We start from the raw sequence: 25,624 nt of genomic DNA on the forward strand, positions 1-25,624 counted from the left end.
ACAGATGAGCAACTTCTAGATGTCAGATCAGATCGTCGCCGTAGATCGAGCCACCCAGATCAAAGCGCTGTCCAGCGAAGTACGGATGAAGGTGCTCCGACTTCTGGCCGATCCGAAAGGGAACTTCCCCGATCAATGGTCCGCTGACCCGGCCACGGAAGGTGTGTGCATGTCGCTGATAGCAGAGGCCATCGGGGTGGCCCAACCGACCGCCAGCCGCCATCTCGATATTCTGCGACAGGCCCGCTTCGTCACTGTCACCCGCATTGGAAAATGGGGGCATTGCAAGCGCGACGACGCGGCGATCCGCGACTACCTCACATGGGTTGAGGAGGAGTTGGAGCTTTAGGTTTTGAAGCTCCATTGGCGTTCCTTTTGTTTAAAGGATGCCGTTCGCTCTGCAATCTGTTGTACAAACCAGCGATTTGGCACCTCTGAGAATTGCTGGATTGCTATCCGTCCCTCGAACCAGCTTTGAATGCCCGGTCCGATGACGCTCGACGCGAAGGTAAGGTAGCCGTTCCTCAAGCGCGCAGGCCAAGTGTTGAAAAATGCTGGGTTAGCTCAGTGATCGGTTTTCCCGCTGGCTGTAAGTTCGAATGGATCAAGATCTCGGAAGTGCAGCCAATGGCTGGTTCGGTGGGCCGCATTGCAGCATGGCTGACGTGAGGTCAGTGGTGTGGGCCGAGTGCGCCGCTTCTGGCGCTCGTAGGCGACCGCCCCAGCGAGACTAGGAAAGTGTCTGTGGTTTCGCCTCGATCAGCATATCGTTGATCGCGCTCCGTCGAGTTTGTCGGTCAAGTGTGTAGGTGTTTCGCCTGAACTCGACCCCCTCAAGAAGAGCCTTCACGTAGCCTGACACTGTGTCGGCGGCCATGATCAAGGTCGAGTCGAGCGTGTGAACATACTTGCTCGTGACCGATCCCTTGGCATGACCGATCAGTGCGGCGATGGTAATTTCGGTAAAGCCAAGGTCGTTGGCGATACTGGCGAAGCTGTGCCGAAGGACGTGGGGCGTAACATCCCAAAGCGGCGTTTCCGAGAAGAGCTTCTTCCAACTCTGAGGGAAGTTCCCGACGGCGTTGTCGTCACCTTGGCCGGGAAAGACATAGGTCCCATCCCGTTTCAAACGTGCGGCCTCGAGATAGTCGACAACCGGAAGGCCAACTGGGCGCACGGAAGCGCCTTCTTTGCTGTCTTTCAGTCGCAGACAGCTTCCTTCAATGTCGACCTCGCTCCACCGCAGGCTAATGATCTCGCCTCGCCGGCAGCCGGTCAGCGCAATGAGACGTAGGATCTCGGCGTGGATGCCGTAGTGGTTGTCATATTGCACGTCCTTTAGCAGGCGACCCAACGTCCGATACTCTGCTTCACTCAATCGGCGGTCCCGAACCTTGTACCTAGGTTTCTTGAGGCCGTGCGTCGGGTTCTGGTCTATGATCCCGGCCTCTATCGCGTAGGTGAAGATGCCGCCGAGAAGTCCCATAGTGCGGATCGCGGTGCCGCGGCCGCCGCGCACGATCGCCTTGCCGCGTAGCTTCTCCGTTTTCATCACAACGCGCGTCTTGCCAGCAATGATGTCCTTCATCAGGTTGTTCATGTCTGGCTTGGTGATGTCCTTGATCCTACGCGTGCCGAGCAAAGGAATGATGTGCCGGCGAATGCGGCCTACGTCAGTTGCAACAGTCGTCGCTTTCTTGGGACGGCCACCTTTCCCAAGAACAAGACCGGCCTCCATGTCGGCGATATACTGCTCGCACAGTTCCCGAACGGTCGCCGCGCGACGTTCCTCCTCCCGCTCGGCTGCAGGATCCTCTCCCTGAGCGATCTGGCCAAGAAGCGCCTTCGCTTCCCGGCGTGCAGTCTCCGGCGTCCAGACGCCATGGAGTCCAATCGTGTAGCGTCGCGAGCGACCTTTGGCCCTGTACTGAACGAGGTAGCTTCGCTTTCCAGAAGGGTAGACACGAAGCCCGAAGCACGGCAGTTCATCATCCCAGATGACATGGCCTTTGCTTTTGGGGGCCACGGACTCGACAAATCGTTTGGTCAGTTTGCTCATGCTCCGTTCCTTCGAAGGCCCGATTTCACGTAAGCACAGCGCAAGCACGCGGGCGGAAATCAAGGCGTATTCTCGGATAGAGACGTCGGAGCGATGATTTGAAAAATCCAGTTTTTTCAGCCATCTAGCGTGCTCTGGCGTATCCTATCGCGCAATTAGGAAAGGTCATTTGACCAGCTCCGAAGGCAGAGGTCTCAGGTTCGAATCCTGATGGGTGCGCCAATCAGCCTAAAGATGGCAGACAACAGGCGGTGTTGTCGGGCGCTTTGGACAGTTCCAAAGTCCGGTGTCGTGAAAGATAAGCGCTGGCTAGATCGCACTCAGCGTATCGACGATAATGATGTTCATCCGGCGTTCGAACCTGCGAGATCGTTGAGTATCGGGCAATCGGGTCGGTCGTCGCCGTGACAGCGCGTCACAAGGGTCTCCAGCGTTGATTTAAGCGCCTCAAGTTCGTCGATCTTTTTGGCGATGCGCTGCAGATGGTCCGCGGCAACGGCCTTCACGTCGGCGCTTGCGCGATTTCGGTCTTCGTAAAGTGAAAGAAGGGTTCGACAGTCTTCAATCGAAAACCCAAGCGATCGTGACCGCCCGAGAAACGTTAGTTTATGCACATCCTGAGCGCTGAAATCACGGTATCCATTGCCACCACGCGCGGGCCTGACAAGATCAATATCTTCATAGTATCTGATCGTTTTCGGCGGCAGCCCACTGGCGCGCGACACTTCTCCGATATTCATACTCTCTTGCCCCCTAAATCGGGATGGACAAGTCCCGCCCACCGGAACGCTGGTAGCACATTATCCCTTGACCTTCCAGCGACTGGAATCTCCATATTGTGGTTTCTAGCCAATTTCAGCGACAAAGAGCGTCCCATGACCACGAAGCACCAGACTGCGAAATCGGTCACATTTCCCATAGAGGGGATGACCTGCGCCTCCTGCGTGGGTCGGGTGGAGCGTGCGTTAAAGGCGGTGCCCGGCGTTGTTGGGTCCAATGTGAATCTCGCGACCGCGCGCGCAGATGTTCATCTGGATAAGCCGGTCGACCAAGCCGCGCTTATCAGGGTGGTAGAGGATTTGGGGTATCGCGTACCTGACCAGACAATCATTTTTGCGGTGGAAGGGATGAATTGCGCCTCCTGCGTGGGTCGGGTGGAACGCGCATTGAAAGCCGTGCCCGGGGTTGCCGAAGCCAGCGTGAACCTCGCCGCAGAGCGGGCAACCGTTAGCACGATCACCGACGCAGCGGCTTTGATTTCGGCCCTCAAGGACATTGGCTACATCGCACGCGAGACCACGTCCGACATCTCACCGCAAGCGACGACGTCCGAAAAAACCGCCGAAGAGGTGCGCAAGCTCAGACGCAGTGTGATGATCGCCGCTGTTATGACTCTGCCTGTTTTTCTGCTGGAAATGGGCGCGCACCTTATACCCGGATTGCATACACTGATCATGACCACCATAGGCATGCAGGCCAATTGGTTGATCCAGTTAGCATTTACAACAATCGTGCTCTTTGGACCCGGGTTGCAATTCTACACCAAGGGTGTTCCGGCACTCTTTAAGGGTGCGCCTGATATGAACAGCCTCGTCGCGGTGGGAACCTCGGCGGCCTATCTGTTCTCAGTCGTGGCAACCTTCGCGCCGGGCCTGCTGCCGAAAGGCACGGTCAACGTCTATTTTGAAGCCGCCGCTGTCATCGTGACGCTGATCCTCGTCGGCCGTTGGATGGAAGCACGCGCAAAGGGGCGCACCTCAGACGCGATACGGCGTTTGGTCAACCTTCAGCCAAAAACAGCCCGCATCCGGCGCGATGGGACGGTCGTGGAGATATCTATCGCTGACGTTTTGATCGATGACATCCTAGAGGTTCGGCCGGGCGAGCGTTTGCCCGTAGACGGAGAAGTGATTGACGGGGCCAGTTACGTCGATGAGAGCATGATCAGCGGCGAGCCAATCCCTGTGGTCAAGAAGGTCGGCGCGACCGTGGTGGGCGGCACCATCAACCAGACCGGCAGTCTCGTCCTGCGCGCGACAGCCGTGGGCGCCGACACGATGCTTGCCCAGATCATCCGAATGGTTGAGGCGGCCCAAGGTTCCAAGCTGCCGATACAGGCGATGGTGGACAAGGTGACGATGTATTTTGTGCCCGTCGTCATCGCGCTCGCCGTACTGACATTCATCGTCTGGTTCGCCTTTGGGCCGGATCCGTCACTGACATTTGGTCTTGTGAACGCTGTTGCGGTTCTGATCATCGCGTGTCCCTGCGCAATGGGCCTTGCCACACCAACGTCTATCATGGTCGGCACGGGGCGGGGTGCCGAGATGGGCGTCCTGTTTCGCAAAGGTGAGGCGCTGCAACTGCTGAAAGAGGCCCGTGTTGTTGCGCTCGACAAGACCGGGACGTTGACCGAAGGCGCGCCGCGCCTGACTGACCTTGAAGTGATACATGGCTTTGAGCGCACGGACGTTCTTGCGCGCATCGCTGCGGTGGAAGCAAAGTCCGAGCATCCCATTGCTCGCGCCCTCGTCGCAGCGGCCCGTGACCAAGGTCTCGCCCTGCCGGATGTGACCGCATTTGAAAGCGTCACTGGCATGGGGGTCGCCGCCGCGGCAGGGGGGCTAAGGGTTGAGATCGGGGCGGACCGGTACATGAGCGAGCTTGGTCATGATATTTCGGCCTTTGCCAACACCGCCCGTCGGCTTGGGGATGAGGGCAAGTCGCCGCTCTATGCGGCTATCGATGGCAGGCTCGCGGCTATCATTGCCGTAGCAGACCCGATCAAGGAAACAACGCCCGCCGCGATCCGCGCGTTGCACGATCTGGGTTTGAAGGTTGCTGTGATCACGGGTGACAACCATCGCACGGCCGAGGCGATTGCCCAGCAGCTTGGCATTGACGAGGTCATCGCAGAGGTGCTGCCTGACGGCAAGGTGGCGGCGGTGAGGGCGCTCCGCGCGGCGCATGGACGCTTGGCCTTTGTGGGCGACGGGATCAATGACGCTCCGGCTCTTGCCGAAGCGGATGTCGGAGTGGCTATTGGGACGGGTACGGATGTGGCGATCGAGGCGGCAGATGTCGTACTGATGTCGGGCTCTCTCAGGGGCGTGCCGAACGCCATTGCACTATCGAAAGCGACACTCCGGAACATCAACCAAAACCTGTTCTGGGCGTTCGCCTACAACACGGCGTTGCTGCCCGTCGCGACGGGAATCCTGTACCCCGCATTTGGCCTTCTTTTATCACCGATCTTTGCAGCTGCCGCTATGGCGCTGAGCTCCGTGTTTGTTCTCAGCAACGCCTTACGGTTGCGAACATGGCACGCACCGATGCAAGACGAACGGCGTCCCGCCTCGCGAGGTCCGGCGTCAAGTGCCGTTCCTGCCGAATAGCGAATATGCGTCAGCGCCGCCATCTTTCTGGACCTCATGCCGCTGTTTCTTGTTCGTTGGGAATTTCCAACGACACGTCCCTACCGACGCGCGCCCAATGGGACATCTCCGCAAGCACGTCGGATGCGTGGTCCCGGACGCAGTCAATAGCGTCGCTTCCCAAAGCCAGCCGCAGCGGCGGCGTGTCCGCGGCAATTGCGGTGGCGATGGCGCGCGCGGCTTTCGCGGGATCACCGTTTTGCGCACCATGCATGCTGTAGGCGAACCGCCGGGTTGGTCCGACGATGCTTTGATAGGCCTCTGTCTCTGGCAGATGAACCATTGTGCCGGGTGCTGCGAAGTTTGTCCTGAACGCGCCGGGCTCGACAATCATGAGCTTCAGACCGAAAGGGGCAATTTCTTGAGCAAGCGCTTCGGACGCGCCCTCTAGTGCGAATTTAGAAGCGGAATACGCGCCAAACCCGGCAAATGACATTTGTCCGCCCATGGATGACATCATCACAATCGCGCCGGTGCGCTGCCTGCGCATAAGCGGAAGGGCGGTGCGGGTTACGGTCATGGCCGCGAAAAAATTGGTCTCCATTACGCGCCGCAGGCTCGCGTCGCTCGTTTCTTCGACCGCACCAACCATACCGAAGCCCGCGTTATTCACCAAAACGTCGATCCGGCTGAACCGATCCGCCACAGCTTGAACGGCATTTTCGACGTCTTCGACCTCTGTGACGTCAGCTGCAATCGCGACAACACGATCGGGCGCCTGAGCGACCAAGTCTTGCAGGCTTTCGGTGCGGCGGGCAATCCCGACAACGTTGTCCCCTTGTGTGACCACATATTCTGCGATGGCCCGACCAAATCCTGACGACGCGCCTGTGATGAACCATGTTTGTGCCATAGGAGTAAGCCTCTCAATTTATGCGTATGATCAGTTGCGTGAAGCCGCGCGCCCCATGGCTATGCAGACCGATATGCCGCCCCAGTTTACCAAGGGGCGGCATATGGAATGGGGTGAACCGGGTTAGCTGGCTTGATCTGAGGGGGCTGCGAAGTGGTCCGCAATCGTATCCGCAGCGCGGGTCACGTCCTCGGGATTGTCGTAGAAGTCGAACTGCGTGACCTCTTCCAGCATCTTCAGCGTGGCATCCCCGGTGAAACCTTCCAGAAAGGTGCGCACGCCTTGCGGGATAGCAGCGGCTTCCGAATGGACGATGGCCAGCGGTTGCGTGAGACGGTTGGGATTGTCGGCGGGATGATAGGTGAGCCAGCCTTCCCAGCCCGCGTTGTTCCACTGGTTGTCATAGGCCGGGATCGCCCCCCGCTGAGGATCGACATAGTATCCATCAAAGGGCATCAACACGCCTTCCGTGCCTGTCGGTCCGGCTGCCGGAATGATGTCACCACCGGCTGCTTCGGCAGCGCGACTGACGTCGATCAATCCGTTCACGCCGTCTTCGCCACCGTAGACGGCGTTCACGATCTCCTCGTTTTGCAACCATGGGGCGACGAGGCCGATGCGGTTCACCAAATCATTGCCCGCGACGGCATCCACCATGTAGCCAGCGGACGCGCAAATGCCGAGACCGTTGATCTGTGCCTGATCAACTTCGGGCAGCGTTGCGACGAATTCGAATGCGGCTTCGATGTCACTGATCTTGGCCTCGGGGCTTTCGACGAAGCGCGCATTTTGGGCCAGATCTCCGGACTTGCCCCAGCCGCGGAAATCAAAGGTGAAGGCGGCAAATCCACGCTCGACCATTTCCTCGGCATAGATGGCTGGCATCTGCTCTTCCACCGTCGTCCATGCGCCCGTTACGACAACTGTGGGCAGGGCAGAGCCATCATGACCTTCTGGCAGATAGAGCGTCCCGGACAATGTTGATCCTTCGTTTTCGAAGGTCACGGTGCGGGTTTCCATTTGAGCGATGGCCGCCGTTGAAGTCATCAACACCGCGGCAGTCGTGAGGGCTGTTATCTTCATTGATCTATCTCCCGATGAGTCCGTTGGGCGTGTTGCCCGATGACACAAGAGATACGGCGCCGCTGTCCCGATAACTTGAAGAGGCGTCCAGAGTTTTTGAATATTCTTGCTTTGAACTCTACGCACGCGCCCGATCAGCAACGTTATGGTGTGGGGTGGCTGCTTAGTCTTACGTGGTGGGCTGCAAGTTCGACCGATGTGCTGAAGGCGTGGTTCCCGTGAGTTGCTTGAACGTCCGCGTGAAATGCGCCTGGTCCGCGAACCCGCAATCAAGCGCTATCTCGCCCAATGACAGGGATTGGTCCTCCATGCGGCGCATGGCTTGCTCAACCCGGTAGGACAGCACAAATTGCATCGGAGATTTGCCCATCACCTCTTTGAAAACTCGACTGAAATGAGAACTCGACATGCCGACTTCAGCCGCCAGGTCATCCAGCACAATAGTGCGATCAATGTTGGCGCGCACAAAACCGAGCACCTTTTGATAATGGACCGATGTAAAGCGCGCCGACAAGGCGATCTCCTCGGGCCGACGCTGGCCGTACTTTTGCAGAAGCTTGACCAGGAAAACCCGCGCCATGGCTTCGAACATAACAGCCGAAGACATATCACCGGCCGCTATACTGTCGCGCAGCATTACGCCGGCGGCACATAAATCTGCATCTGAAAACTGCGGAAGATCCTCGAACTGCTTGTCGGACAGCAGCATCCCAAGCTCTCGCTCGGCAAAGCGTTGCACCTCCGCGGGTTCCAAGGTGACGACGATAACGTCTGATTGCGCAAACCAGCGCCAGCCCGACCGCACACCCGCTGGTGTGAAGATGATATCGTTTTTGCGGAACTCAAAGTCACGCAGTTCGCCATTGCGGCGATTTTGCACCCGATGAGGGTCCTCTTTCAAGTTGAGCAGAAGATGATGCTCGGCAAAAACATCCTCGGGCATTGAGTCTGGCGGGGCCTGAAAATACTGCACCGACATGAGGCGGGCTGCAGAGACGTGTTCGATACCTTCGCTGTCTATGAGCGGGAGGGACGGATAAATGTCTCTATAGCGCTGTGGCATGTTTGACGTAGATCCTTTGTATGGCAGGCTGAATGTAGGCGTTTTAGCCGTCGTTCATAGGTTTATCACTTTGTAGATCGAGAAGCCCCAAAAGCGAACGGTAACGCAGATGCCGAACCGGATCTGAATGCGACGGGTAATCATCGGACCCGCTACAACTGATACGTTGCGATTAGGTCAGACTCTGGCGGCTTCCTACGCTAACGCTGCCGTATCCCGGACGTTTTTACCGACCGTACGCAGGTGACCCGCACAATATGAACGCCTGAGTTTCTTTCGATGCACTCGGGGGCCAAGGCACTGCCATGCTACGGCAACATGGCATTCTTGAAAGCGTTGCTTGGTGCGGGAACGTTGGCGGTGGTGACTGGCTTTCTTGAGCGGTTTTCAAATAGTAAAAAGGGGCAGGCGCGGGCCTACCCCCTTTGATCTCTACATGCGCCGGCCGTCATCCGTTGATTGCTTCGATAATCGCCGTGGCGCTTTGCTCGGTATTGGCGGTGCCACCCAGATCTGCGGTCTTTGTCTCAGGCGCCTGCAACGTCGCTTCGATTGCGGCTTCAAGCGTCTTGGCCGCCTCGGTTTCACCCAGATGTTCCAGCATTATCGCGGCGGTCCAGACTGCGGCGACCGGGTTGGCAATGCCTTTGCCTGCAATATCAGGGGCCGAGCCGTGGACGGGTTCGAACATTGATGGGAACACTCCCTCGGGATTGATGTTCGCAGCTGGCGCAATCCCGATGGACCCGGCAACGGCAGGACCCAGATCAGACAGGATGTCGCCAAAAAGATTGGAGCCGACCACCACGTCGAACCAGTCCGGATGCTGAACGAAATGCGCCGTGAGAATGTCGATGTGGTACTGAGATGTCTCTATTTCGGGGTGACGCTTCCCGGCCGCTGCGAACCGTTCGTCCCAGAACGGCATCGTGTGAACGATCCCGTTGGACTTCGTGGCGGATGTCACGTGCTTGCGTTTGCGCTGTTTTGCGACCTTGAATGCGTAATCCATGATCCTGTCGGTGCCGCGCCGTGTGAACATAGCTTCCTGAACAGCCACCTCATTTTCAGTGCCGCGGTACAGCCTTCCGCCGATCTCGGAATACTCGCCTTCGACATTTTCTCGGACGACGATGAAGTCGATTTCTTCAGGTTTACGATTGGCCAAAGGGGACTGCACCCCTTTGAGCAAGCGGACCGGACGCACGTTCGCGTAGAGATCAAGCTCGCGTCTCAAAGGGATCAGTAGACCCCAGAGCGAGACATGGTCTTCCACCGTCGGCCATCCGACAGCGCCCAGATAGATCGCATCATGTTCCTTGACCTGAGCGATACCATCATCGGGCATCATCTGGCCTGTTTCCACGTAGCGTTCGCACGACCAGTCGAATTCTGTCCATGTCAGGCTGAACCCGTGCTTGGCTGCCGCAGCTTCTGCTGCGCGCTGACCAACGGGTATGACTTCCTTGCCGATGCCATCCCCGGGGATGGAGGCGATTTTGTAGGTTTTGCCGCTGGCCAAGTGCTTAATCCTTCGCGAAGAAACGGTTAAATTGGGTTATGATTTCGTCGGGCAGCTCTTCGGCCAGATAATGTCCGGCGGGCAGAGCCTCGCCCTGGACCTCACGGGCGCGCATCCGCCAGAGTGCAAGGCAGTCAAAATGTGCCTCGATTGCGCCATGGACACCCCACAGAGCCAAAACCGGGCATTTCAGCTTGAAATCGCCATCTTCATTGTCGTGCTTGATGTCGATCGTTGCGGCCGCGCGGTAATCTTCGCAACTGGCGTGGATCGTTTTGGGATTGCGGAACGCGGCAAGATAATCGTTCATCGCATGTTGGGTAAATGGCGTCAGTCCTGCCACCCCTGATCCGCATTTCTTCTTCCAGTACGCGTCCGGATCAGGCTCGATCATGCGCTCAGGGAAAGGCGCCTTCTGGATGAGGAAGAACCAGTGCCAATAGGCGCGCGCGAATGCATCGGTGGTATTCGCATACATTTCGCGGGTAGGGGCGATGTCGAGCACCGCCAGCTTTTCGACCCGATCCGAGAAATCAATCGCAAGACGGTGAGCAACCCGAGCGCCACGGTCATGGGCGCCAACATGGAATTTGAGAAACCCGCGACCCTCCATAAGGCTTGCCATATCCTTAGCCATAGCCCGTTTCGAATACGGCGCATGGTCGGATGTCGTCTCGGGCTTGGAAGATCGTCCATAACCTCGCAAATCAGCCGCGACTACCGTGAAGCTTTCGGCAAGCTTCGGGGCCACCTTGTGCCACATTGCGTGGGTCTGAGGATAGCCGTGCAGAAGCAGAAGGGGCGGGCCGTCGCCACCGATGACACCGTAGATTTGGGCTTCACCGCTGTCGTGGGTGAATGGATGGAAACCTTCAAACATATGCCCAGATAAGGTGTTCCAGTTGGGCTTGTCCAATCAGTTTAATTGAGACACATTTTTGATTAATCCGGGTGATCGGGCACACATTCGAGGAAATCCAGGGCCGGTTTCATACCCTCACCAGAGCGCCACGCGACGTGAACATCAACAAGCGGACAGGGCTCGCTGAGGGGAAGGTAAACGACATCATCGCGTTTGAATTGGCTGACCCATTCGGGGACCAGTGAGACACCCAGACCGGCCGCGACCATTGCAATGATCATGTGCCGTTCATTCGCCTCTTGCAGGATATGTGGTTCGATCCCGTTATCACGAAAATGCTTGTGAATAACGTCAAAGAGAATGGGCCTGTGGGACCGCGCGGGGATGACCAATGGCTGCCCCGCAATATCATGGAGCGATACGGAGCTTTCTTTTGCAAAGGGACTATCGCCCGGCAACGCAACGACGATCGGCTCGCTGAAGACCGCCCTCGACTCCAAATAGCTTTCCTTCGGCGGAATGCGCACGAAAGCGACATCCAGCGATCGGTTTGCAAGTGCATGAATTGCGGGCGCAGAAAGCATCTCAAAAATTTTGATTTCGGTCTGTGGATACCTACTTCTGAACCGGCGCACGACTTCAGGCAAAAGGCCGACAGTTGCCGAATCGACGCCGCCCACTTTCAGGAGGCCCATGCCATCGTCGCGCACGGATCGTGCCGCAGTTACGGCGGCATCTGCTTGCGCAAGGGTGGCTTTCGCCTCGGGCAGAAATGTCTCGCCCGCCCGTGTCAGGCTTACGCTTCGCGTTGTGCGCTCAAACAATTTGACGCCGAGGCGCTCTTCCAAGTTCTTGATCTGAGCAGATAACGCAGGTTGCGCCATATTCATTGCCTCAGCCGCGCGACCGAAGTGCAGTCCGTCTGCGACGGCAAGAAATATACGCAGCTGCTTAAGCTCCATGGCGGGTGTCTCCTTGTTTGAGATGTTTTATTTATAACAATTCCATCTCAATCAATTGAATTCGTCAGCGTTATGGTGGCGTCCGGGAGAAACATCAAAAAAATATTTAACTTGGAGGAGATCCACATGAAGAGATTCCTGACAGCCGTTGCGACGACCGCAGCTTTGGTCACCGCAACAACCAGCTTTGCCGCCGATTACCCAACCAAGCCAGTGACGTATATCATTCCCTACAACCCGGGCGGTGAGTCCGACGTGACGGCCCGCTTTCAAGAGGCATATTTCAGTGACGTCGCCGGGCAAGACGTAGTTATCCAGTACAAGCCAGGGGCAGGGGGCGCGACCGCGTGGGCCCAGCTGAATACGCTTGAAGCCGATGGCTACACCATCATGAACGTGAACTTCCCGCACGCGATCCTTCAGCCCGCGATCAAGGATGTCGGTTACCAAACTGAAGACGTTATCCCGGCGTATATCTTCCACTACACGCCAGACGCCATCGTCGTGCGTGCGGACAGCCCCTATCAGACCTTGCAGGACATGATCGACGACGCCAAGGCCAACCCTGGCTCGTTGACGTTCGGCGGATCCGGAACCAATTCGGCCAACCACTTGGCAGCCGTGCGGTTCGATCAGATGGCAGATGTCACATCGACCTACATCCCGTTCAAAGGATCGTCGCCCGCCATGGCAGCGCTTCTGGGAAATCAGATCAAGGCTGCGATGACTTATACGACTCAAGGTATCAAAGCGGGCGACCAGGTACGGGTTCTGGCCATTGCTACGGACGAGCGTGTGCCATCCTTCCCGGATGTTCCAACCTTCAAAGAACTTGGCTTTGACTATGTTGCCGGAGCCTATCGCGGCGTCACACTGCCAAAGGACACGCCCCAAGACGTTCGTCAGAAGGTTTCGGACATCATCGGCGAGATCAACGCAAATCCTGAGTTTCAGCAAAAGCTGATCGAGAACGGCTATGTTCTGGTAGACATACCCACCGATCAGATGGCTGACTGGATCGAAGAACGCCGCGCCGAGTATGCCGAAGGCATCGAAGCGCTCAAGGCAAACTGAAGATCTGAAGCTGAAGAGGAACGCTGATGTTAGAGTCGCTCTGGTCGGCCCTGTCGCCTTTCAATCTGACATTGGCGTTCTTCGGCGTCATCGCGGGAACTTTGATCGGGTCACTGCCCGGTCTTTCCGCGACGATGGCCGTCGCTGTTCTGGTGCCGTTTACCTTCGCGATGGATCCGGCCTCTGGCCTGATTGCGTTGGGGGCGGTTTATACAGGGGCCATCTACGGCGGAGCCTATTCCGCAATTTTGGTCAATACACCGGGAACACCCGCTGCCATTGCGACCGCAATGGACGGGTTTCCGATGGCCAAGCGCGGTGACGGTGATCTTGCGGTCACGCTGTCCTGCATAGGGTCTGTCATCGGTGGTCTCGTCGGCGCCCTTGCGCTGCTGTTTCTGGCGCCGCCGCTGTCGACCATTGCTCTGGCCTTTGGGCCCGTGGAATACTTCTGGCTCGCGATATTCGGACTTTCGCTGATCGCCACCCTATCCAAAGGAAATACATTAAAGGGGCTCATCGGCGGCGCGATCGGGCTTTTGCTTGCCTGCGTCGGATCCGCTGTCGTAGGTGGCGATGTGCGCTACACCTTTGGCCAAGTGCAGTTGCTGGGCGGGATACCGGTCATTCCGGCACTCATCGGGCTCTATTGCATCCCCGTGCTGATAAACCTCGTCGTCAAACCGGACGATCACTTGGAGCGTCGGACTGCGCAGGTCAAAGGTTTTCGCCTGCTTGAGGCACTTGGCTTGATGTGGCGCTCTAAAGTTAATGTTCTTCGCTCGTCTGTTCTCGGAACAGCCATTGGTATCTTGCCCGCGGCGGGCGGATCTGTGGCAGGCCTTGTCGCCTATTCTGAAGCCAAACGTACATCGAAGACGCCAGAAGAGTTCGGCAAAGGTGCAACGGACGGCATCATCGCGTCAGAGACGGCGAACTCCGCCACGGTCGGGGGTGGCTTCATTCCCACACTTGTTCTTGGTATTCCCGGAACGCCGCCCGACGCAATCATCCTTGGCGCGCTTTTGGTTCAGGGCATCCGGACCGGGCCGCAGCTTTTCACCCAGCAGGCTGATATTGTCTTCACCTTTGTGATGGGGCTTCTCATCGCTACAATCCTGATGCTTCCCGTGGGGCTTGTGATGGGGCGCTATGCGTTTAAGTTGATCATCAATATCCCGAAAACTGCCCTCACACCTGCGGTCGCCTTGCTGACTGTCATTGGCGCCTTCGCGATCGAGGTGAACACGGTACACGTTCTGATCATGATCATTCTTGGCATCATCAGTTGGCTCATCGCCCGGATCGGGTTTGAGGCATCGCCGATCGTCTTGGGTCTCATCTTAGGGCCAATCGCCGAGGCCGGGTTTGTCCAGGCGTGGTTGATCGGTGGCGCGCAGGGCAACATTCCCGCGATGTTCTTCACGCAACCCATATCGTTGGCCATCATTGCGATGACTGTTCTAACGCTTGTCACGCCCTTCATCGCGGAGCGACGAAAGCGGATGAAAGGGGTAAAAACATGAGCGGGCAGGGCGCATCACGATCCATAGCTCCAGATCTTGCCGGCGCGCTTCTGGCTGTCTGTCTCGGCGCCTATGCGATATACGAAACCAAGGATATGTCAGATCTAGGGGCGGTTTTCCCGACGGCGGCCGGCACGCTTTGCATTCTCGGTGGCGTTGCTCTTACGCTGCTGGCCTTCAAAAACAGATCAAGACCTTCGGATCTTACATTGGAACGTCCGGACTGGCCGCGAATGGTCGCCTTGTCCGTCGTTTTGCTGGCTTGGGCGGTTCTGCTGAAACCGTTGGGCTTCATCATCTCCTCCCTCGTGGGCATGACGGCGGTGGTTTGGCTGACGTGGCGGGGTGCGGCGACCGTCAAAGCCGTGGTTGTTCACGCGGTGGCGCTGGCGATCCTTATGGTAGGGTTCTACAGCCTGATGGTCTTCGTCCTGAGAATAGCGGTTCCCTGAGCCAGATCTGAAGGCGTCGGCCGTTCAGTAGAACATGCGGGCGACGAAACGGTTTGCGTTCACGCCACGCGATGATATCGATTTTCGCGGGGGCCGGGATACGGGCATCGGATACATCATGACTTCTTCTTTTCTTCGGCATGCGGCTGTCATCACGTCCGTGCTGGCGGTTGGTGGATGCTGGAGCACCCCGGAGCCGGTCGATCTGCTGTCGTTGGAATTTGGTCAGCCCGCCGATGAGGTGCTGGATCAAGAGCATGATCAGATCATCGCCATGACGGACACCCTTCAGGCGGCAGGTACCTTGAATTTGTTGGTCCGTCAGTCCGACCGCTTCACATTTGCCGGGGTCCCGCTGATCTACAAGGACGATCCAGACTACCTGGAAAACCCAGATATCATGTTCCTTTTCTACTCGGAGACGGTCATGGAAGAGATCGCACAGCGGATTGCATCCGGACTGGGTGGGGCCAGCTTTAGTATCAAAGCAAGGCCAGAGCAGCCGGTCAGTTTTGCGGAGCGTCTGAAAACCCTCGGCGCACTGGACGCTCTAATTGGCATCGCGGTGACTTATCACGACGAGGAGTTTCTAGCTCAGATTGACACCAATCTGTCTGAGCGTTTTGGCCAAGGCACGCCGATAGAACACATAGATGACGGGACTTTCTGGAAAGACGGTGGGCGCTACATCATGTTTGCCGCGGAATACGGTATACTCGGTATCTATCCCGACGCGCAGGCTTGGAACGGGTGTCTTTATGCGGGACCAATTGGCGTGGTTGATGTTGGCGGGTGTGACCGTGAGGGTCATGCGGCAGAGTGGCCGACCAACATGAGAAAACGGCCTGATCTATAGCGCGTTCACCGTTCTGTCTGTCTTGAAAAAGACCCGCAGGCGGGTCTGACAGGCATTGCTTAACTCAAGTGGGGGTTAACGACCCCAAGTCCGAACAGGACCGCAATCCATGTGAACAAAATTCGAGCCAGAGTATTTACCCACACCACCTGCAGAACAAGAAGCCGCCGCGCGGGCGATCTGACTGACGGAGCGGGAGTTCAGCCGAAGGTCAGCGGCCTGACCTTTCATATGAAGGGAATTCTTCGCAACACCGCGGGAGCGGGAGCGGAGCATCGCGTTTGTCTGAGGCGAGCGGTAGCCGGACAGAAGCAGATAAGGCTCATCAACGCCCATTAGGTTGTGAGCGGCCGCCATGATATCGATGGTGCGGGTGTCCATGCTGGTGGTGGAGTTCTGACGCCAATCGCGCATCAGGTGGTTTACCTCTTTCAACCCTTCACGAATGTACTCGCCTTCGATCCAGTAGACCATGTCGAGTTTTTCGCCAGTCCGTGCAGAGTGCATTTGTATGCGCCGGATATCGCCCGCACCGCGCAGAAATCCGAATACGCCGGAGTAGACCGGTGCGGCGGAGACTGCGGTTGCAGCGAATGCGCCCAGCACAGCACGACGCCCAATAGAAATAGAGGTAGAATTGCCCATTTGCCTGTCCCAAGTGTTGCTGCATTCGCAGCTATTGTTTCTTATCCCCGCAGAATTCTTATGACATGAGTTGATTCTCTGACCAACCCCACGTTGCGCGGATACCCTTAAAAAAACACAAAGTAGGCAAAAAATTGCGCACGGAACGGAACTTTTTAAGTGACGCTATTTCGACACAATCAAAACTCAGGACTTGCGGTGATTTTAAGGCAACGGCGTGAAAAAAAAGCCACATTCTTAGGGTTGTGATTAGACTTCCCAATCAGACCATTGAATGGGTATTGTCCATGTCTCCGTGTTCCGAGGTTTTTGATGACCAACAAGTTTAACCGTCGCTCTACTCTTCAATTGCTTGCCGCGGGCGCCGCATCCACCGCGCTTCCGTTTTTTGGGGCAGGGCGCGCGAATGCCGCCGTGACAGCTCTCAAACAGTCGATCGCGGAGCAGGCGGCGAAAGACAAAGGACTGGCGGAGTTTTATCGCGGGCGTGGATTTGAACCTATTTTTGTTGGCCGCAGCGATGGTCGGCGGCGCAATGCGCTTCTCAAAGCTTTCGCGTCCGCGCAAGACCATGGTCTTCCAGAGGCTCGCTATGGCGGCGGTGAACTGAAGGCGCTTTTCAAGAAACGCCTCGATGCGCGCAGCGCGGGTCAGGTCGAGATCATGGCGGCGCAGCGCATGTTACAGTACGCTGATGACATGAGGTCGGGCGCGATCAATCCACGCAAGGTTGACAGCACGATTGTTATTGACGTGGCTCGGTATGACCGCGCCTCGACGCTTGATGCATTTGCGGGTTCCAACCCTTCGTCTTTCCTCAAGAAATTGTCACCGCGGTCGCCTGAATACCTTCGCCTGCAGAAAGAAAAAATCCGGCTTGAAAAGCTGATTGGCCGTGGTGGATGGGGGCCAAAAGTTCAGGCAAAATCCCTGAAGCTTGGTCAAAGCGATGGCGCTGTTGTTCAACTGCGCAACAGGTTGATCGCCATGGGATACATGCGCCGATCCGCGTCCAAAACCTATGACGCGAAATTGCAGAATGGTGTTGCCCAGTTTCAGGTGAAGCACGGCCTGAACCCCGACGGAATAGCCGGCAAAGGCACGCTGGCCGAGATCAACAAGCAGGCGCCGGACCGACTGGCCCAGATCATCGTTGCGATGGAACGGCAGCGTTGGAACAATCGCGCGCTTGGCAAGAAATATGTCTGGGTCAACATCCCGGACTATCACGTGGACATCATGGAAAACGGGAAGTCCACGTTCCGCAGCCGCGTTGTTGTTGGCAAGAATACGTCTGATCGCCGGACACCGGAGTTTTCCGATACGATGGAGTTTATGGTCATCAATCCCAGCTGGTATGTGCCCCGGTCCATCGTGACCAAGGAATACCTGCCTTTGATGCAGAAAAATCCGAACGCGCAAAACCAATTGCAGATCATTGGATCCAACGGAAAGCCGGTATCACGTTCGGCTGTCAATTTCCGTCAGTATAATGAAAAAACCTTCCCTTACTCGATGAAGCAACCACCGTCGAAAGGGAATGCCTTGGGGCTTGTTAAGTTCATGTTCCCCAACAAGTATAACATCTATCTCCATGATACGCCTGCGAAAAAGCTATTTGGTCGCGAGACGCGGGCGTATTCACATGGCTGCGTTCGGGTTCACAAGCCGTTTGAATTCGCCTACGCGCTATTGTCGGCGCAGGAACGTGATCCGGAAAGTTTCTTCAAGAAGATGCTCGGCACCGGGAAAGAGCGTACGGTTAATCTTGCAAAGCCACTCCCCGTGCATCTGTCTTATTACACGGCTTGGGTCGATGCGAAGGGCCGGGCGAATTACCGGCGAGATGTCTACAACCGGGATGCGAAAATCTTTGCAGCACTGCAAGCTGCCGGGGTTTCGCTTCGCGCGGCTAAGGGCTAAGTCCTGTCTGAAAACCAAGCGCTCGGCCTGCGTGCCGGGTGATTTTTTGGATCAGGGGGCAACATGGCTGTCACATATACCGTCTCCGACATTGCCGCCGCGCTTTCCGCATCCGCTGTAGGCAACGGCGATATAGAAATATCGCGGATATCCGAACCCGCTACGGCTGACCGAGACGCCTTGGCGCTCGCTATGAATCCGAACTACGCCGAAGGTTTGAAGTCTGGACAAGCAAGGGCTGCCATCCTTTGGGATGGCGCAGATTGGCAATCTCTGAAGCTTGAGGCCGCGATTTACGTGCCACGGCCAAGATACGCGATGTCGGATTTGACACGCATGATGGACCCTGGTCCGGACATTGCAAAGGGTATCCATCCCAGCTCTATTGTTCATCAATCGGCAACAATAGGTGACGGGGCTGCCATCGCGCCCTTCGTGATGATCGGCGCGGATGTGAAGATCGGTGCGCGGGCCCGGATCGCATCTCATGTCAGTATTGCCGAAGGTGCCGTTATTGGTGACGACGCCATGATCATGAACGGTGTGCGCATTGGCGCGCGTGTTCAGATCGGAAATGACTTCATCGCACAACCTGGCGCGGTCTTGGGGGCAGATGGGTTTTCCTTTGTGACCCCGGAAAAGGGGGCCGTTGAAAATGTGCGGGATAGCCTTGGCGATCGCCAGGACGCAGTCGCGCAGGAATGGACCCGTATTCATTCGCTCGGGGCGTTGCGGATCGGGGATCGGGTTGAAATCGGGGCGAACGCCACCATCGACCGGGGTACGATCCGTGACACCTCCGTCGGAAGCGGCACAAAGATCGATAACCTCGTGCAGGTTGGCCATAACTGTCAGATCGGCGAAGATTGTCTGTTGTGTGGTCTGGTGGGCGTCGCGGGTTCGGTCAAGATCGGGAACCGGGTTGTGCTGGCGGGTAAGGTCGGGGTCAACGACAATATTTTCATCGGTGACGACGTGGTTGCCGGGGGTGGATCCAAGATCTTTACGAATGTTCCGGCGGGCCGCGTTGTTCTTGGACATCCGGCTGTGAAAATGGAAACGCAGATGGAAATTCAGAAGGCCGTGCGCCGCTTGCCCCGGCTTATGGCGCGTCTGAAGGATGGAAAATAGCCAGTAGCAAATCGCGCCACGCGGTCTTAAATGTGCCCCTGAGAGGAAGTTCGAGGGCGGGCCATGACCAAATCAACGAAAGAGCAGGTGGTCGACATCATCGCAGAGCAGGCCGTGTTGGAGCCGTCAGATGTGTCGATGGATCAAACGCTTGAGGATCTGGGGATCGACAGCTTGGGCCTTGTCGAAAGCATCTTTGCGATAGAGGAAGCGTTCGATATCCAAGTGCCTTTCAACGCAAACGAACCCGAAGACAGCACATTTGACATCTCCAGCGTCGCGACGATTGTAGATGCTGTCGAGAAGCTCGTGGCCGAGCAGAAAGGCTGACCCATGCGCAGGGTCGTTATCACCGGACAAGGGTCGATCAACGCGTTGGGTCGAACTGTTCCGGAAACGCTTGAGGCTTTCAAAGAGGGGCGTTGTGGGATCGCGGAGCTTGATATTCGCGATGTCGACAGGCTCGCCATCCGCATCGGCGGGCAGGTGCGAGAATACGATCCCCATGAGCAGTTCAACCGCCAGCAAATTGCGCTCTATGACAGGTTCACGCAATTCACGCTGATTGCTGCAGCCGAAGCGATCACCCAGTCGGGTTTGAGTTTTTCCGGCGAGTTGGCCGCGCAATCGGGCGTTGTCCTGGGCACCTCTGGTGGGGGTCTGAACACGCAGGACGAGAATTACCGCGCCGTGTACGAAGACGGGAAAAACCGCGTGCATCCGTTCGTTGTCCCGAAACTGATGAACAACGCCGCCGCCTCCCATGTGTCGATGGAGCACAACCTGAAGGGACCATCGTTTACGGTGGCCACCGCATGTGCCTCTTCCAATCATGCGATGGGCCAGGCCTTTAATCTGATCCGGTCGGGTATGAGCCGGGTGATGATAACGGGCGGATCAGAATCAATGCTGTGCTTCGGCGGGGTGAAAGCGTGGGAGGGTCTGCGGGTGATGTCGAAGGATGCGTGCCGCCCGTTCTCTGCAAATCGCAACGGGATGGTGCAGGGCGAGGGGGCCGCGATCTTCGTGTTTGAGGATTATGAGCATGCGAAAGCCCGTGGCGCGGAGATACTGGCGGAGGTCGTCGGTTTCGCGATGACATCTGACGCAGCGGATATTGTCATGCCCTCAAAACAAGGTGCCGCGCGGGCGATCACCGGGGCGATGAAGGACGCTAAGGTAAACCCGTCCGAGGTGGGTTATATCAATGCGCACGGGACCGGCACCGCAGCAAATGACAAGACCGAATGCGCCGCGGTGGCCGCTGCGTTTGGAGCAGACGCTGATCAGTTGATGATGTCCTCAACCAAGTCCATGCACGGGCACGTGATCGGTGGCACAGGCGCAATCGAGCTTCTGGCCTGCATCATGGCGTTGAAAGACGGGGTGATTGCACCGACGATTGGCTACGAAGAGCCCGACCCGGAATGTGCGCTTGATGTCGTGCCGAACGAGGCGCGGGATGCAAAGGTCGATGTGGTGCTGTCGAACGCGTTTGCGTTTGGGGGATTGAACGCCGTTCTGGCGTTGAGATCTGTCTAGCCTAGCCGCGAAGTGTTGTGTCGCGGGGTCTGAACTGCACCACGTTTGTCGCGCGCCGAAATGTCAGATGCTCGACCGTCACACGGCGAGGCACAATTGTCCGCTTGCTTACAAATTCGGGGGACGTCTGGCGCACAGTTGAAAAGATCGGCGTCTTCGCGTCCGGGGTATCGTGTTTCGAATGGTCCATTTTTTACTCCACAAAATCAGTGGGTTCATATCGTTCGAAAAACATGGCCTCTGCATGACCAAAGCATGTCGTATGGTAAAAAATCTATGAAGCGGTGGTTATACGGGCCGCATGAGCGCCACGCTCGCGATAGGGCGTCGTGTCGTAATGGGATCTGTAGCATTTCGAGAAGTGCGACGGAGAGGCAAAACCGCAGGCCAGCGCAACATTTATCACGCTCATATCCGTCTGCATCAGCAGGTTGCGGGCCTTTTGAAGCCGGATTTCCATATAGTACCGTTTGGGACTGCGGTTGAGATAGCGCCGAAACAACCGCTCAAGCTGGCGGGTCGACATGCCGACCTCCTTTGCCAGCAGGGATGGGCTGATCGGATCTTCGATATTAGTCTCCATGATCTGGATCACGCGGCTGAGTTTTGGATGCCTCACACCTATACGTGTCGGGATCGACAGGCGCTGCTGGTCCTGATCGGTGCGGATGGAGGAATAGATCAGTTGATCTGCGACAAGGCTTGCAAGATCCTCGCCGATATCGGTCGCGATGATCTTCAGCATGAGATCGATGGACGAGGTGCCACCGGCTGTGGTCATGCGATTGCCGTCAATCACGAAAACCGATTTGGTCAGTTCGACGTCATCGAACTCTTCCGCAAAACTGTCCTGATTTTCCCAATGAATTGTGGCGCGTTTGCCGTCCAGCAGACCCGCGCGCGCCATGGCGTAGCTGGCGGTGCACAGCCCACCGATGGTTGCCCCGCGGCGGGCCTCGCGTCGTAGCCAGTTCAGCAGCCGCTTCGTTGTCGCGTTCTGAACATCCATGCCACCGCATAGAACTATCGTGTCGTCGCGACCGACCTCCTCGAAGTCCATGTCCAGCTTATAGCTTATGCCTGCTGAACAGGTGGCGTAGTCGCCGCCCTCACCTGCAAGGGACCAAGTGTAAGTTTCACCACCAATCCGGTTCGCAATGCGCAACGCCTCTACTGCGCCAGCAAAGCACAGCATGGTGAAATCTTCCATCAATACGAACACGAAACGACGCGGTTTGACACCGGCACCGGTTCGTGCGGCCAGTCCATCGTTCAACGGCTTCTCCCTTAGTCCCTAAGTTGACCCTTGCGCAGGTTTTGCGCATTGGCAAGCCCAGTTCTGACAGGCTATAAGCGCGCTCTGAACGTATTTCCAAAATGTGATCTTCTAAGGGACGGAGCAGACAGATGGCGCAACTGGCAAACACCGACGGGACGACCCACAGCTGGAGCAAATCCAGCTGGCGGGCCAAGCCACGGGTTCAAATGCCTGATTATACCGATGAGGCGGCCTTGAACGCGGTCGAAGCGCAGCTGTCCAAGTATCCGCCCCTTGTCTTTGCAGGCGAAGCGCGCACTCTGAAAAAGTCGCTTGCTGCGGTGTCCCGTGGCGAAGCTTTTCTGCTGCAGGGGGGCGATTGCGCGGAAAGTTTTGCCCAGTTCTCGGCTGATACGATCCGCGACACCTTCAAGGTGATGTTGCAGATGGCGATGGTGCTGACGCATGGCGCTAAGGTTCCGGTCGTCAAGGTGGGTCGGATGGCAGGTCAGTTTGCGAAGCCACGCTCGGCCCCGACCGAGGTCAAAGATGGTCAGGAGTTGCCCAGCTATCGGGGCGACATCATCAATGAATTGGAGTTCACGCCCGAGGCGCGGATCCCCGATCCGAACAAGATGCTGCAGGCCTACACGCAGGCCGCGGCGACGCTGAACCTGCTGCGCGCATTTTCAACGGGAGGTTACGCGGACGTTCATCAGGTCCATGCATGGATGCTGGGCTTCACGGACAGCGAAGAGGCGGAGAAGTACCGCGCGATGGCAAATCGCATCGGCGACACGCTCGACTTCATGCGGGCGGCCGGGGTCAACCAAGACACGGCCCATACTCTGCAATCGGTGGATTTCTACACCAGCCACGAGTCGCTGTTGTTGGAATATGAAGAGGCGCTGTGCCGGATTGATACAACCTCCGGCCTGCCTATCGCGGGTTCAGGCCATATGATCTGGATCGGCGACCGGACTCGGCAGCCCGACGGTGCCCATGTGGAATTTGCTCGTGGCGTCCAGAACCCCATCGGTCTTAAATGTGGGCCGACGACCACTGCGGACGATCTGAAGGTTCTGATGGAGAAGCTGAACCCGAACAATGAAGAGGGGCGTCTGACACTGATTGCCCGATTTGGTGCGGGCAGCGTTGGCGAACATCTGCCGCGGCTTGTGAAGACGGTGCAGGACGAGGGTGCGAATGTGGTCTGGTCCTGTGATCCGATGCACGGCAATACCATCAAATCGGTGAGTGGATACAAGACGCGTCCGTTCGATTCCGTCCTGCGTGAAGTCCGGGAGTTCTTTGACGTCCACAAAGCGGAGGGCACCGTGCCGGGTGGTGTTCATTTCGAGATGACGGGACAGGATGTAACCGAATGTACCGGCGGCGTTCGTGCCGTCACGGACGAGGATTTGTCAGATCGGTATCACACGGCCTGCGACCCCCGGCTGAATGCAAGCCAAGCGCTTGAGCTGGCTTTCCTGGTGGCCGAGGAATTGGGCGATCGCGTAGCGGAAGCGCGCGCCGTAGGCTGAAAGTTCCAAGTTATAGAAAAGAAGAAGCCGGATCATCAGGTCCGGCTTCTTTTGGTTTTGACTATAATTTTAGATAACGGGGCTGCTAAATCTCGCGCAGGTCCGATTTGACCAACCGCAGAAACGGCTTGCCGTCCTCGGTCTTGGGCGCATCCGGCGGCCCTTTGTAGACGACGGGCTGTTCGCCGAAGCCCGCCAACTGTGGCTGACGCCCCGGCACCATGATCTCTTGCACGTTGCGCCCGGTGGTCAGCGATGTTGCCATTGTCTCGGTGATCCGGAAGCGGCGTGGAGGGACGCCAACATTTCCTTCCGTAGAGATACATCCGATCGCACGGTCCACCTGACCTTGATCGCTTTTCAGAGGAAGAAGCAACATTCGCGCGATCAACGGTGGTCCGCCGGGTGTGTCAGAGATCAATTGGTATTCATGCACTTCGGGTGCGTCGAATACGTTCTCAAGTCTTGCGGCAAAATCCGCTCGTGCGGCCGGTGCGATGAAGGACCGAAGTGGCATGCCGCGCACTTCCATTCCCATCAAATCGCTCAGATGCATCCCGGCCAGTCGAAACCGAACGGCGCCCGGTGCTGTTCGTTCTACGATGAAGCCACATTCCAGTGCCGATGCAATCGCTCGTGGATCGATCTCGGAGCGCAGGGGAACAAGTCGGCCGGCTCGCAGCTCTTGCCAGTAGTCCCTGAGCTCTTTGATCGGTGAATTCTGCATCTTCGCTTTACGGTTCCAGAGTGGCACGATCTCCGCCGTGTTCGTGGTGTTGTCCGTCATTTCTGCCTCACGCCTCAGTACAAGCCCCCACGACCTGTCCTTATATTGCCGCAGCGTTCAGGTATTGTTAACCTACACTGCAAATGGTTACGAATTTCTTAATCAGGGTATGACATATCTGCTTCCATTTTGGCAGTTACTAAAGTCTTAAAGGGTTAATCCATGGTCCAATCTATGACGGCCTTCGCGGCAGGTACCGGCAACGCAGAGGGCGCGAGTTGGACCATTGAGATGCGTGGCGTGAACGGGAAGGGTCTGGATATCCGGTTTAGGCTGCCCGAACGCATGCTATCTCACGAACAAGCATTGAAAGCGCGGCTTCAGAAGCTCGTGGCCCGCGGGACAATAAATGTCGGTATCCGCGTGGATCGCGCGGCAACCGGTGCCGCTATTGCCTTGGACGAAGATGTTGTCAAAGCCTATCTGTCCGCTGCTATTCAGATCAGATCACAGGCCAAGAACCTCGGCCTGAAGTTGGAGCCTTCGCGGGCTTCTGATTTTCTGGGCCTGCGCGGTGTTGTGATGTCCGGGGACGATGTGGCGGGCCTGCCCGAGGCGGATATCTTGCGAAGCTTTGACGAGGTCGCAGCCTCTTTCGTTGAGATGCGCGCGACAGAGGGCGCGGCCTTGCGCAATGTCCTGCTGGCTCAGTTGGAGACGCTCTCTGATCTGACCGTCAAGGCAAGCACATTGGCAGAGGCCCGCAAGGACCAGACAGCAGAGAACCTGAAAACCAATCTCGCCGCCGTCTTGCAGGGTGCGTCCGGGGCTGATCCGGATCGCGTGGCACAGGAACTTGCCCTTATTGCGGTGAAGTCCGATGTCACTGAAGAGATCGACCGTCTTGGCGCACATGTTGAGGCGACCCGAACTTTATTGGGCGAGGACGGCGCGATTGGCCGAAAGCTCGATTTCCTGATGCAGGAGTTCAACCGCGAGGCGAACACGCTCTGCGCCAAGTCCGGCTCGACCGAGCTGACCCGCGTGGGTCTTGACCTCAAAGCCATCATAGATCAGATGCGCGAGCAGGTTCAAAACGTGGAGTAGC

At 57.1% G+C, this 25,624-nt stretch carries 24 protein-coding genes; 12 read left to right on the forward strand and 12 right to left on the reverse strand.

The genetic code is table 11. The features are described 5' to 3' along the window. Nucleotides 1-19: 19 nt before the first annotated feature. On the forward strand, nucleotides 20-349 hold the full coding sequence (locus KIN_RS19055) for an ArsR/SmtB family transcription factor (RefSeq protein WP_159810106.1): 330 nt from the start codon (nucleotides 20-22) through the stop codon (nucleotides 347-349). 381 nt (nucleotides 350-730) lie between these two features. Here the strand turns inward: KIN_RS19055 and KIN_RS19060 are convergent, their stop codons facing one another. Beyond that, nucleotides 731-2,059, reverse strand: a complete 1,329-nt coding sequence (locus KIN_RS19060) for a tyrosine-type recombinase/integrase (RefSeq protein ID WP_159810108.1) — start codon at nucleotides 2,057-2,059, stop codon at nucleotides 731-733. Between the two features lie 344 nt (nucleotides 2,060-2,403). Beyond that, a complete protein-coding gene (cueR, locus tag KIN_RS19065) occupies nucleotides 2,404-2,799 on the reverse strand; it encodes a Cu(I)-responsive transcriptional regulator (protein WP_159810110.1) in 396 nt (131 codons plus the stop codon). Nucleotides 2,800-2,934: 135 nt separating this feature from the next. Between cueR and KIN_RS19070 the strand changes: the two genes are divergently transcribed. Continuing rightward, nucleotides 2,935-5,454, forward strand: coding sequence for a heavy metal translocating P-type ATPase (locus KIN_RS19070; RefSeq protein ID WP_159810112.1), 2,520 nt, complete (start codon nucleotides 2,935-2,937; stop codon nucleotides 5,452-5,454). A 34-nt stretch (nucleotides 5,455-5,488) separates the two neighbouring features. Here KIN_RS19070 and KIN_RS19075 read toward each other — a convergent pair whose 3' ends face one another. The 6 genes from KIN_RS19075 to KIN_RS19100 form a co-directional block, all read right to left on the reverse strand. Next, a complete protein-coding gene (locus KIN_RS19075) occupies nucleotides 5,489-6,346 on the reverse strand; it encodes an oxidoreductase (RefSeq protein WP_159810114.1) in 858 nt (285 codons plus the stop codon). 123 nt (nucleotides 6,347-6,469) lie between these two features. Continuing rightward, nucleotides 6,470-7,429 carry an alpha/beta hydrolase gene (locus tag KIN_RS19080; protein WP_159810116.1) on the reverse strand — a complete coding sequence of 320 codons (960 nt, stop codon included), beginning with the start codon at nucleotides 7,427-7,429 and terminating at the stop codon, nucleotides 6,470-6,472. Between the two features lie 169 nt (nucleotides 7,430-7,598). After that, nucleotides 7,599-8,492 carry an AraC family transcriptional regulator gene (locus KIN_RS19085; protein WP_159810118.1) on the reverse strand — a complete coding sequence of 298 codons (894 nt, stop codon included), beginning with the start codon at nucleotides 8,490-8,492 and terminating at the stop codon, nucleotides 7,599-7,601. A 448-nt stretch (nucleotides 8,493-8,940) separates the two neighbouring features. Further along, nucleotides 8,941-10,014, reverse strand: coding sequence for a tartrate dehydrogenase (locus KIN_RS19090; protein WP_159810120.1), 1,074 nt, complete (start codon nucleotides 10,012-10,014; stop codon nucleotides 8,941-8,943). Between the two features lie 4 nt (nucleotides 10,015-10,018). Then, complete coding sequence (locus KIN_RS19095) at nucleotides 10,019-10,894, reverse strand: alpha/beta fold hydrolase (protein ID WP_159810122.1); 876 nt, start codon at nucleotides 10,892-10,894, stop codon at nucleotides 10,019-10,021. 62 nt (nucleotides 10,895-10,956) lie between these two features. Further along, entirely contained in the window at nucleotides 10,957-11,838 is an 882-nt protein-coding gene (locus tag KIN_RS19100; RefSeq protein WP_159810124.1) for a LysR substrate-binding domain-containing protein, read from the reverse strand. 126 nt (nucleotides 11,839-11,964) lie between these two features. Between KIN_RS19100 and KIN_RS19105 the strand changes: the two genes are divergently transcribed. From KIN_RS19105 to KIN_RS19120, 4 genes are all read left to right on the forward strand, one after another. Continuing rightward, nucleotides 11,965-12,912: a tripartite tricarboxylate transporter substrate binding protein gene (locus KIN_RS19105; RefSeq protein ID WP_159810126.1), complete on the forward strand. Its 948-nt coding sequence runs from the start codon at nucleotides 11,965-11,967 to the stop codon at nucleotides 12,910-12,912. Between the two features lie 26 nt (nucleotides 12,913-12,938). Further along, complete coding sequence (locus KIN_RS19110) at nucleotides 12,939-14,438, forward strand: tripartite tricarboxylate transporter permease (RefSeq protein ID WP_159810128.1); 1,500 nt, start codon at nucleotides 12,939-12,941, stop codon at nucleotides 14,436-14,438. Beyond that, the gene (locus KIN_RS19115) at nucleotides 14,435-14,890 is read left to right on the forward strand and encodes a tripartite tricarboxylate transporter TctB family protein (protein ID WP_159810130.1); all 456 of its coding nucleotides are present in this window, start codon (nucleotides 14,435-14,437) and stop codon (nucleotides 14,888-14,890) included. Before KIN_RS19110 ends, KIN_RS19115 begins: the two co-directional genes overlap by 4 nt. Nucleotides 14,891-15,008: 118 nt before the next feature. Continuing rightward, complete coding sequence (locus KIN_RS19120; RefSeq protein WP_159810132.1) at nucleotides 15,009-15,746, forward strand: hypothetical protein; 738 nt, start codon at nucleotides 15,009-15,011, stop codon at nucleotides 15,744-15,746. Nucleotides 15,747-15,821: 75 nt separating this feature from the next. On the opposite strand, the gene mepK is transcribed toward KIN_RS19120, so the two are convergent. Further along, nucleotides 15,822-16,391 (reverse strand): peptidoglycan L,D-endopeptidase MepK, encoded by a 570-nt coding sequence (gene mepK / locus KIN_RS19125; RefSeq protein ID WP_159810134.1) that lies wholly within the window; start codon nucleotides 16,389-16,391, stop codon nucleotides 15,822-15,824. Between the two features lie 312 nt (nucleotides 16,392-16,703). On the opposite strand from mepK, the gene KIN_RS19130 reads away from it, so the two are divergent. The 4 genes from KIN_RS19130 (at nucleotide 16,704) to KIN_RS19145 (ending at nucleotide 20,987) form a co-directional block, all read left to right on the forward strand. Next, on the forward strand, nucleotides 16,704-18,314 hold the full coding sequence (locus KIN_RS19130) for a L,D-transpeptidase family protein (protein ID WP_159810136.1): 1,611 nt from the start codon (nucleotides 16,704-16,706) through the stop codon (nucleotides 18,312-18,314). A 63-nt stretch (nucleotides 18,315-18,377) separates the two neighbouring features. Then, nucleotides 18,378-19,445, forward strand: a complete 1,068-nt coding sequence (locus tag KIN_RS19135) for a UDP-3-O-(3-hydroxymyristoyl)glucosamine N-acyltransferase (protein ID WP_159810138.1) — start codon at nucleotides 18,378-18,380, stop codon at nucleotides 19,443-19,445. A 63-nt stretch (nucleotides 19,446-19,508) separates the two neighbouring features. After that, nucleotides 19,509-19,775 carry an acyl carrier protein gene (locus KIN_RS19140; protein WP_159810140.1) on the forward strand — a complete coding sequence of 89 codons (267 nt, stop codon included), beginning with the start codon at nucleotides 19,509-19,511 and terminating at the stop codon, nucleotides 19,773-19,775. Nucleotides 19,776-19,778: 3 nt separating this feature from the next. Next, nucleotides 19,779-20,987, forward strand: coding sequence for a beta-ketoacyl-[acyl-carrier-protein] synthase family protein (locus KIN_RS19145; RefSeq protein ID WP_159810142.1), 1,209 nt, complete (start codon nucleotides 19,779-19,781; stop codon nucleotides 20,985-20,987). Nucleotide 20,988: 1 nt separating this feature from the next. Here the strand turns inward: KIN_RS19145 and KIN_RS19150 are convergent, their stop codons facing one another. After that, the gene (locus tag KIN_RS19150) at nucleotides 20,989-21,177 is read right to left on the reverse strand and encodes a hypothetical protein (RefSeq protein ID WP_159810144.1); all 189 of its coding nucleotides are present in this window, start codon (nucleotides 21,175-21,177) and stop codon (nucleotides 20,989-20,991) included. Nucleotides 21,178-21,261: 84 nt separating this feature from the next. Further along, nucleotides 21,262-22,263, reverse strand: a complete 1,002-nt coding sequence (locus KIN_RS19155) for a GlxA family transcriptional regulator (RefSeq protein WP_243144981.1) — start codon at nucleotides 22,261-22,263, stop codon at nucleotides 21,262-21,264. 131 nt (nucleotides 22,264-22,394) lie between these two features. Here KIN_RS19155 and KIN_RS19160 point away from each other — a divergent pair, with 131 nt between their 5' ends. Beyond that, entirely contained in the window at nucleotides 22,395-23,789 is a 1,395-nt protein-coding gene (locus KIN_RS19160; RefSeq protein WP_159810146.1) for a class II 3-deoxy-7-phosphoheptulonate synthase, read from the forward strand. A gap of 85 nt (nucleotides 23,790-23,874) precedes the next feature. Here KIN_RS19160 and KIN_RS19165 read toward each other — a convergent pair whose 3' ends face one another. After that, nucleotides 23,875-24,576 (reverse strand): PAS domain-containing protein, encoded by a 702-nt coding sequence (locus tag KIN_RS19165; protein ID WP_159810148.1) that lies wholly within the window; start codon nucleotides 24,574-24,576, stop codon nucleotides 23,875-23,877. 162 nt (nucleotides 24,577-24,738) lie between these two features. Between KIN_RS19165 and KIN_RS19170 the strand changes: the two genes are divergently transcribed. Continuing rightward, nucleotides 24,739-25,623 carry a YicC/YloC family endoribonuclease gene (locus KIN_RS19170; protein ID WP_159810150.1) on the forward strand — a complete coding sequence of 295 codons (885 nt, stop codon included), beginning with the start codon at nucleotides 24,739-24,741 and terminating at the stop codon, nucleotides 25,621-25,623. The last annotated feature ends 1 nt before the right edge of the window (nucleotide 25,624 follow it).

It is taken from the genome of Litoreibacter roseus (assembly GCF_009811795.1).
Taxonomy (GTDB): Bacteria; Pseudomonadota; Alphaproteobacteria; order Rhodobacterales; family Rhodobacteraceae; genus Litoreibacter; species Litoreibacter roseus.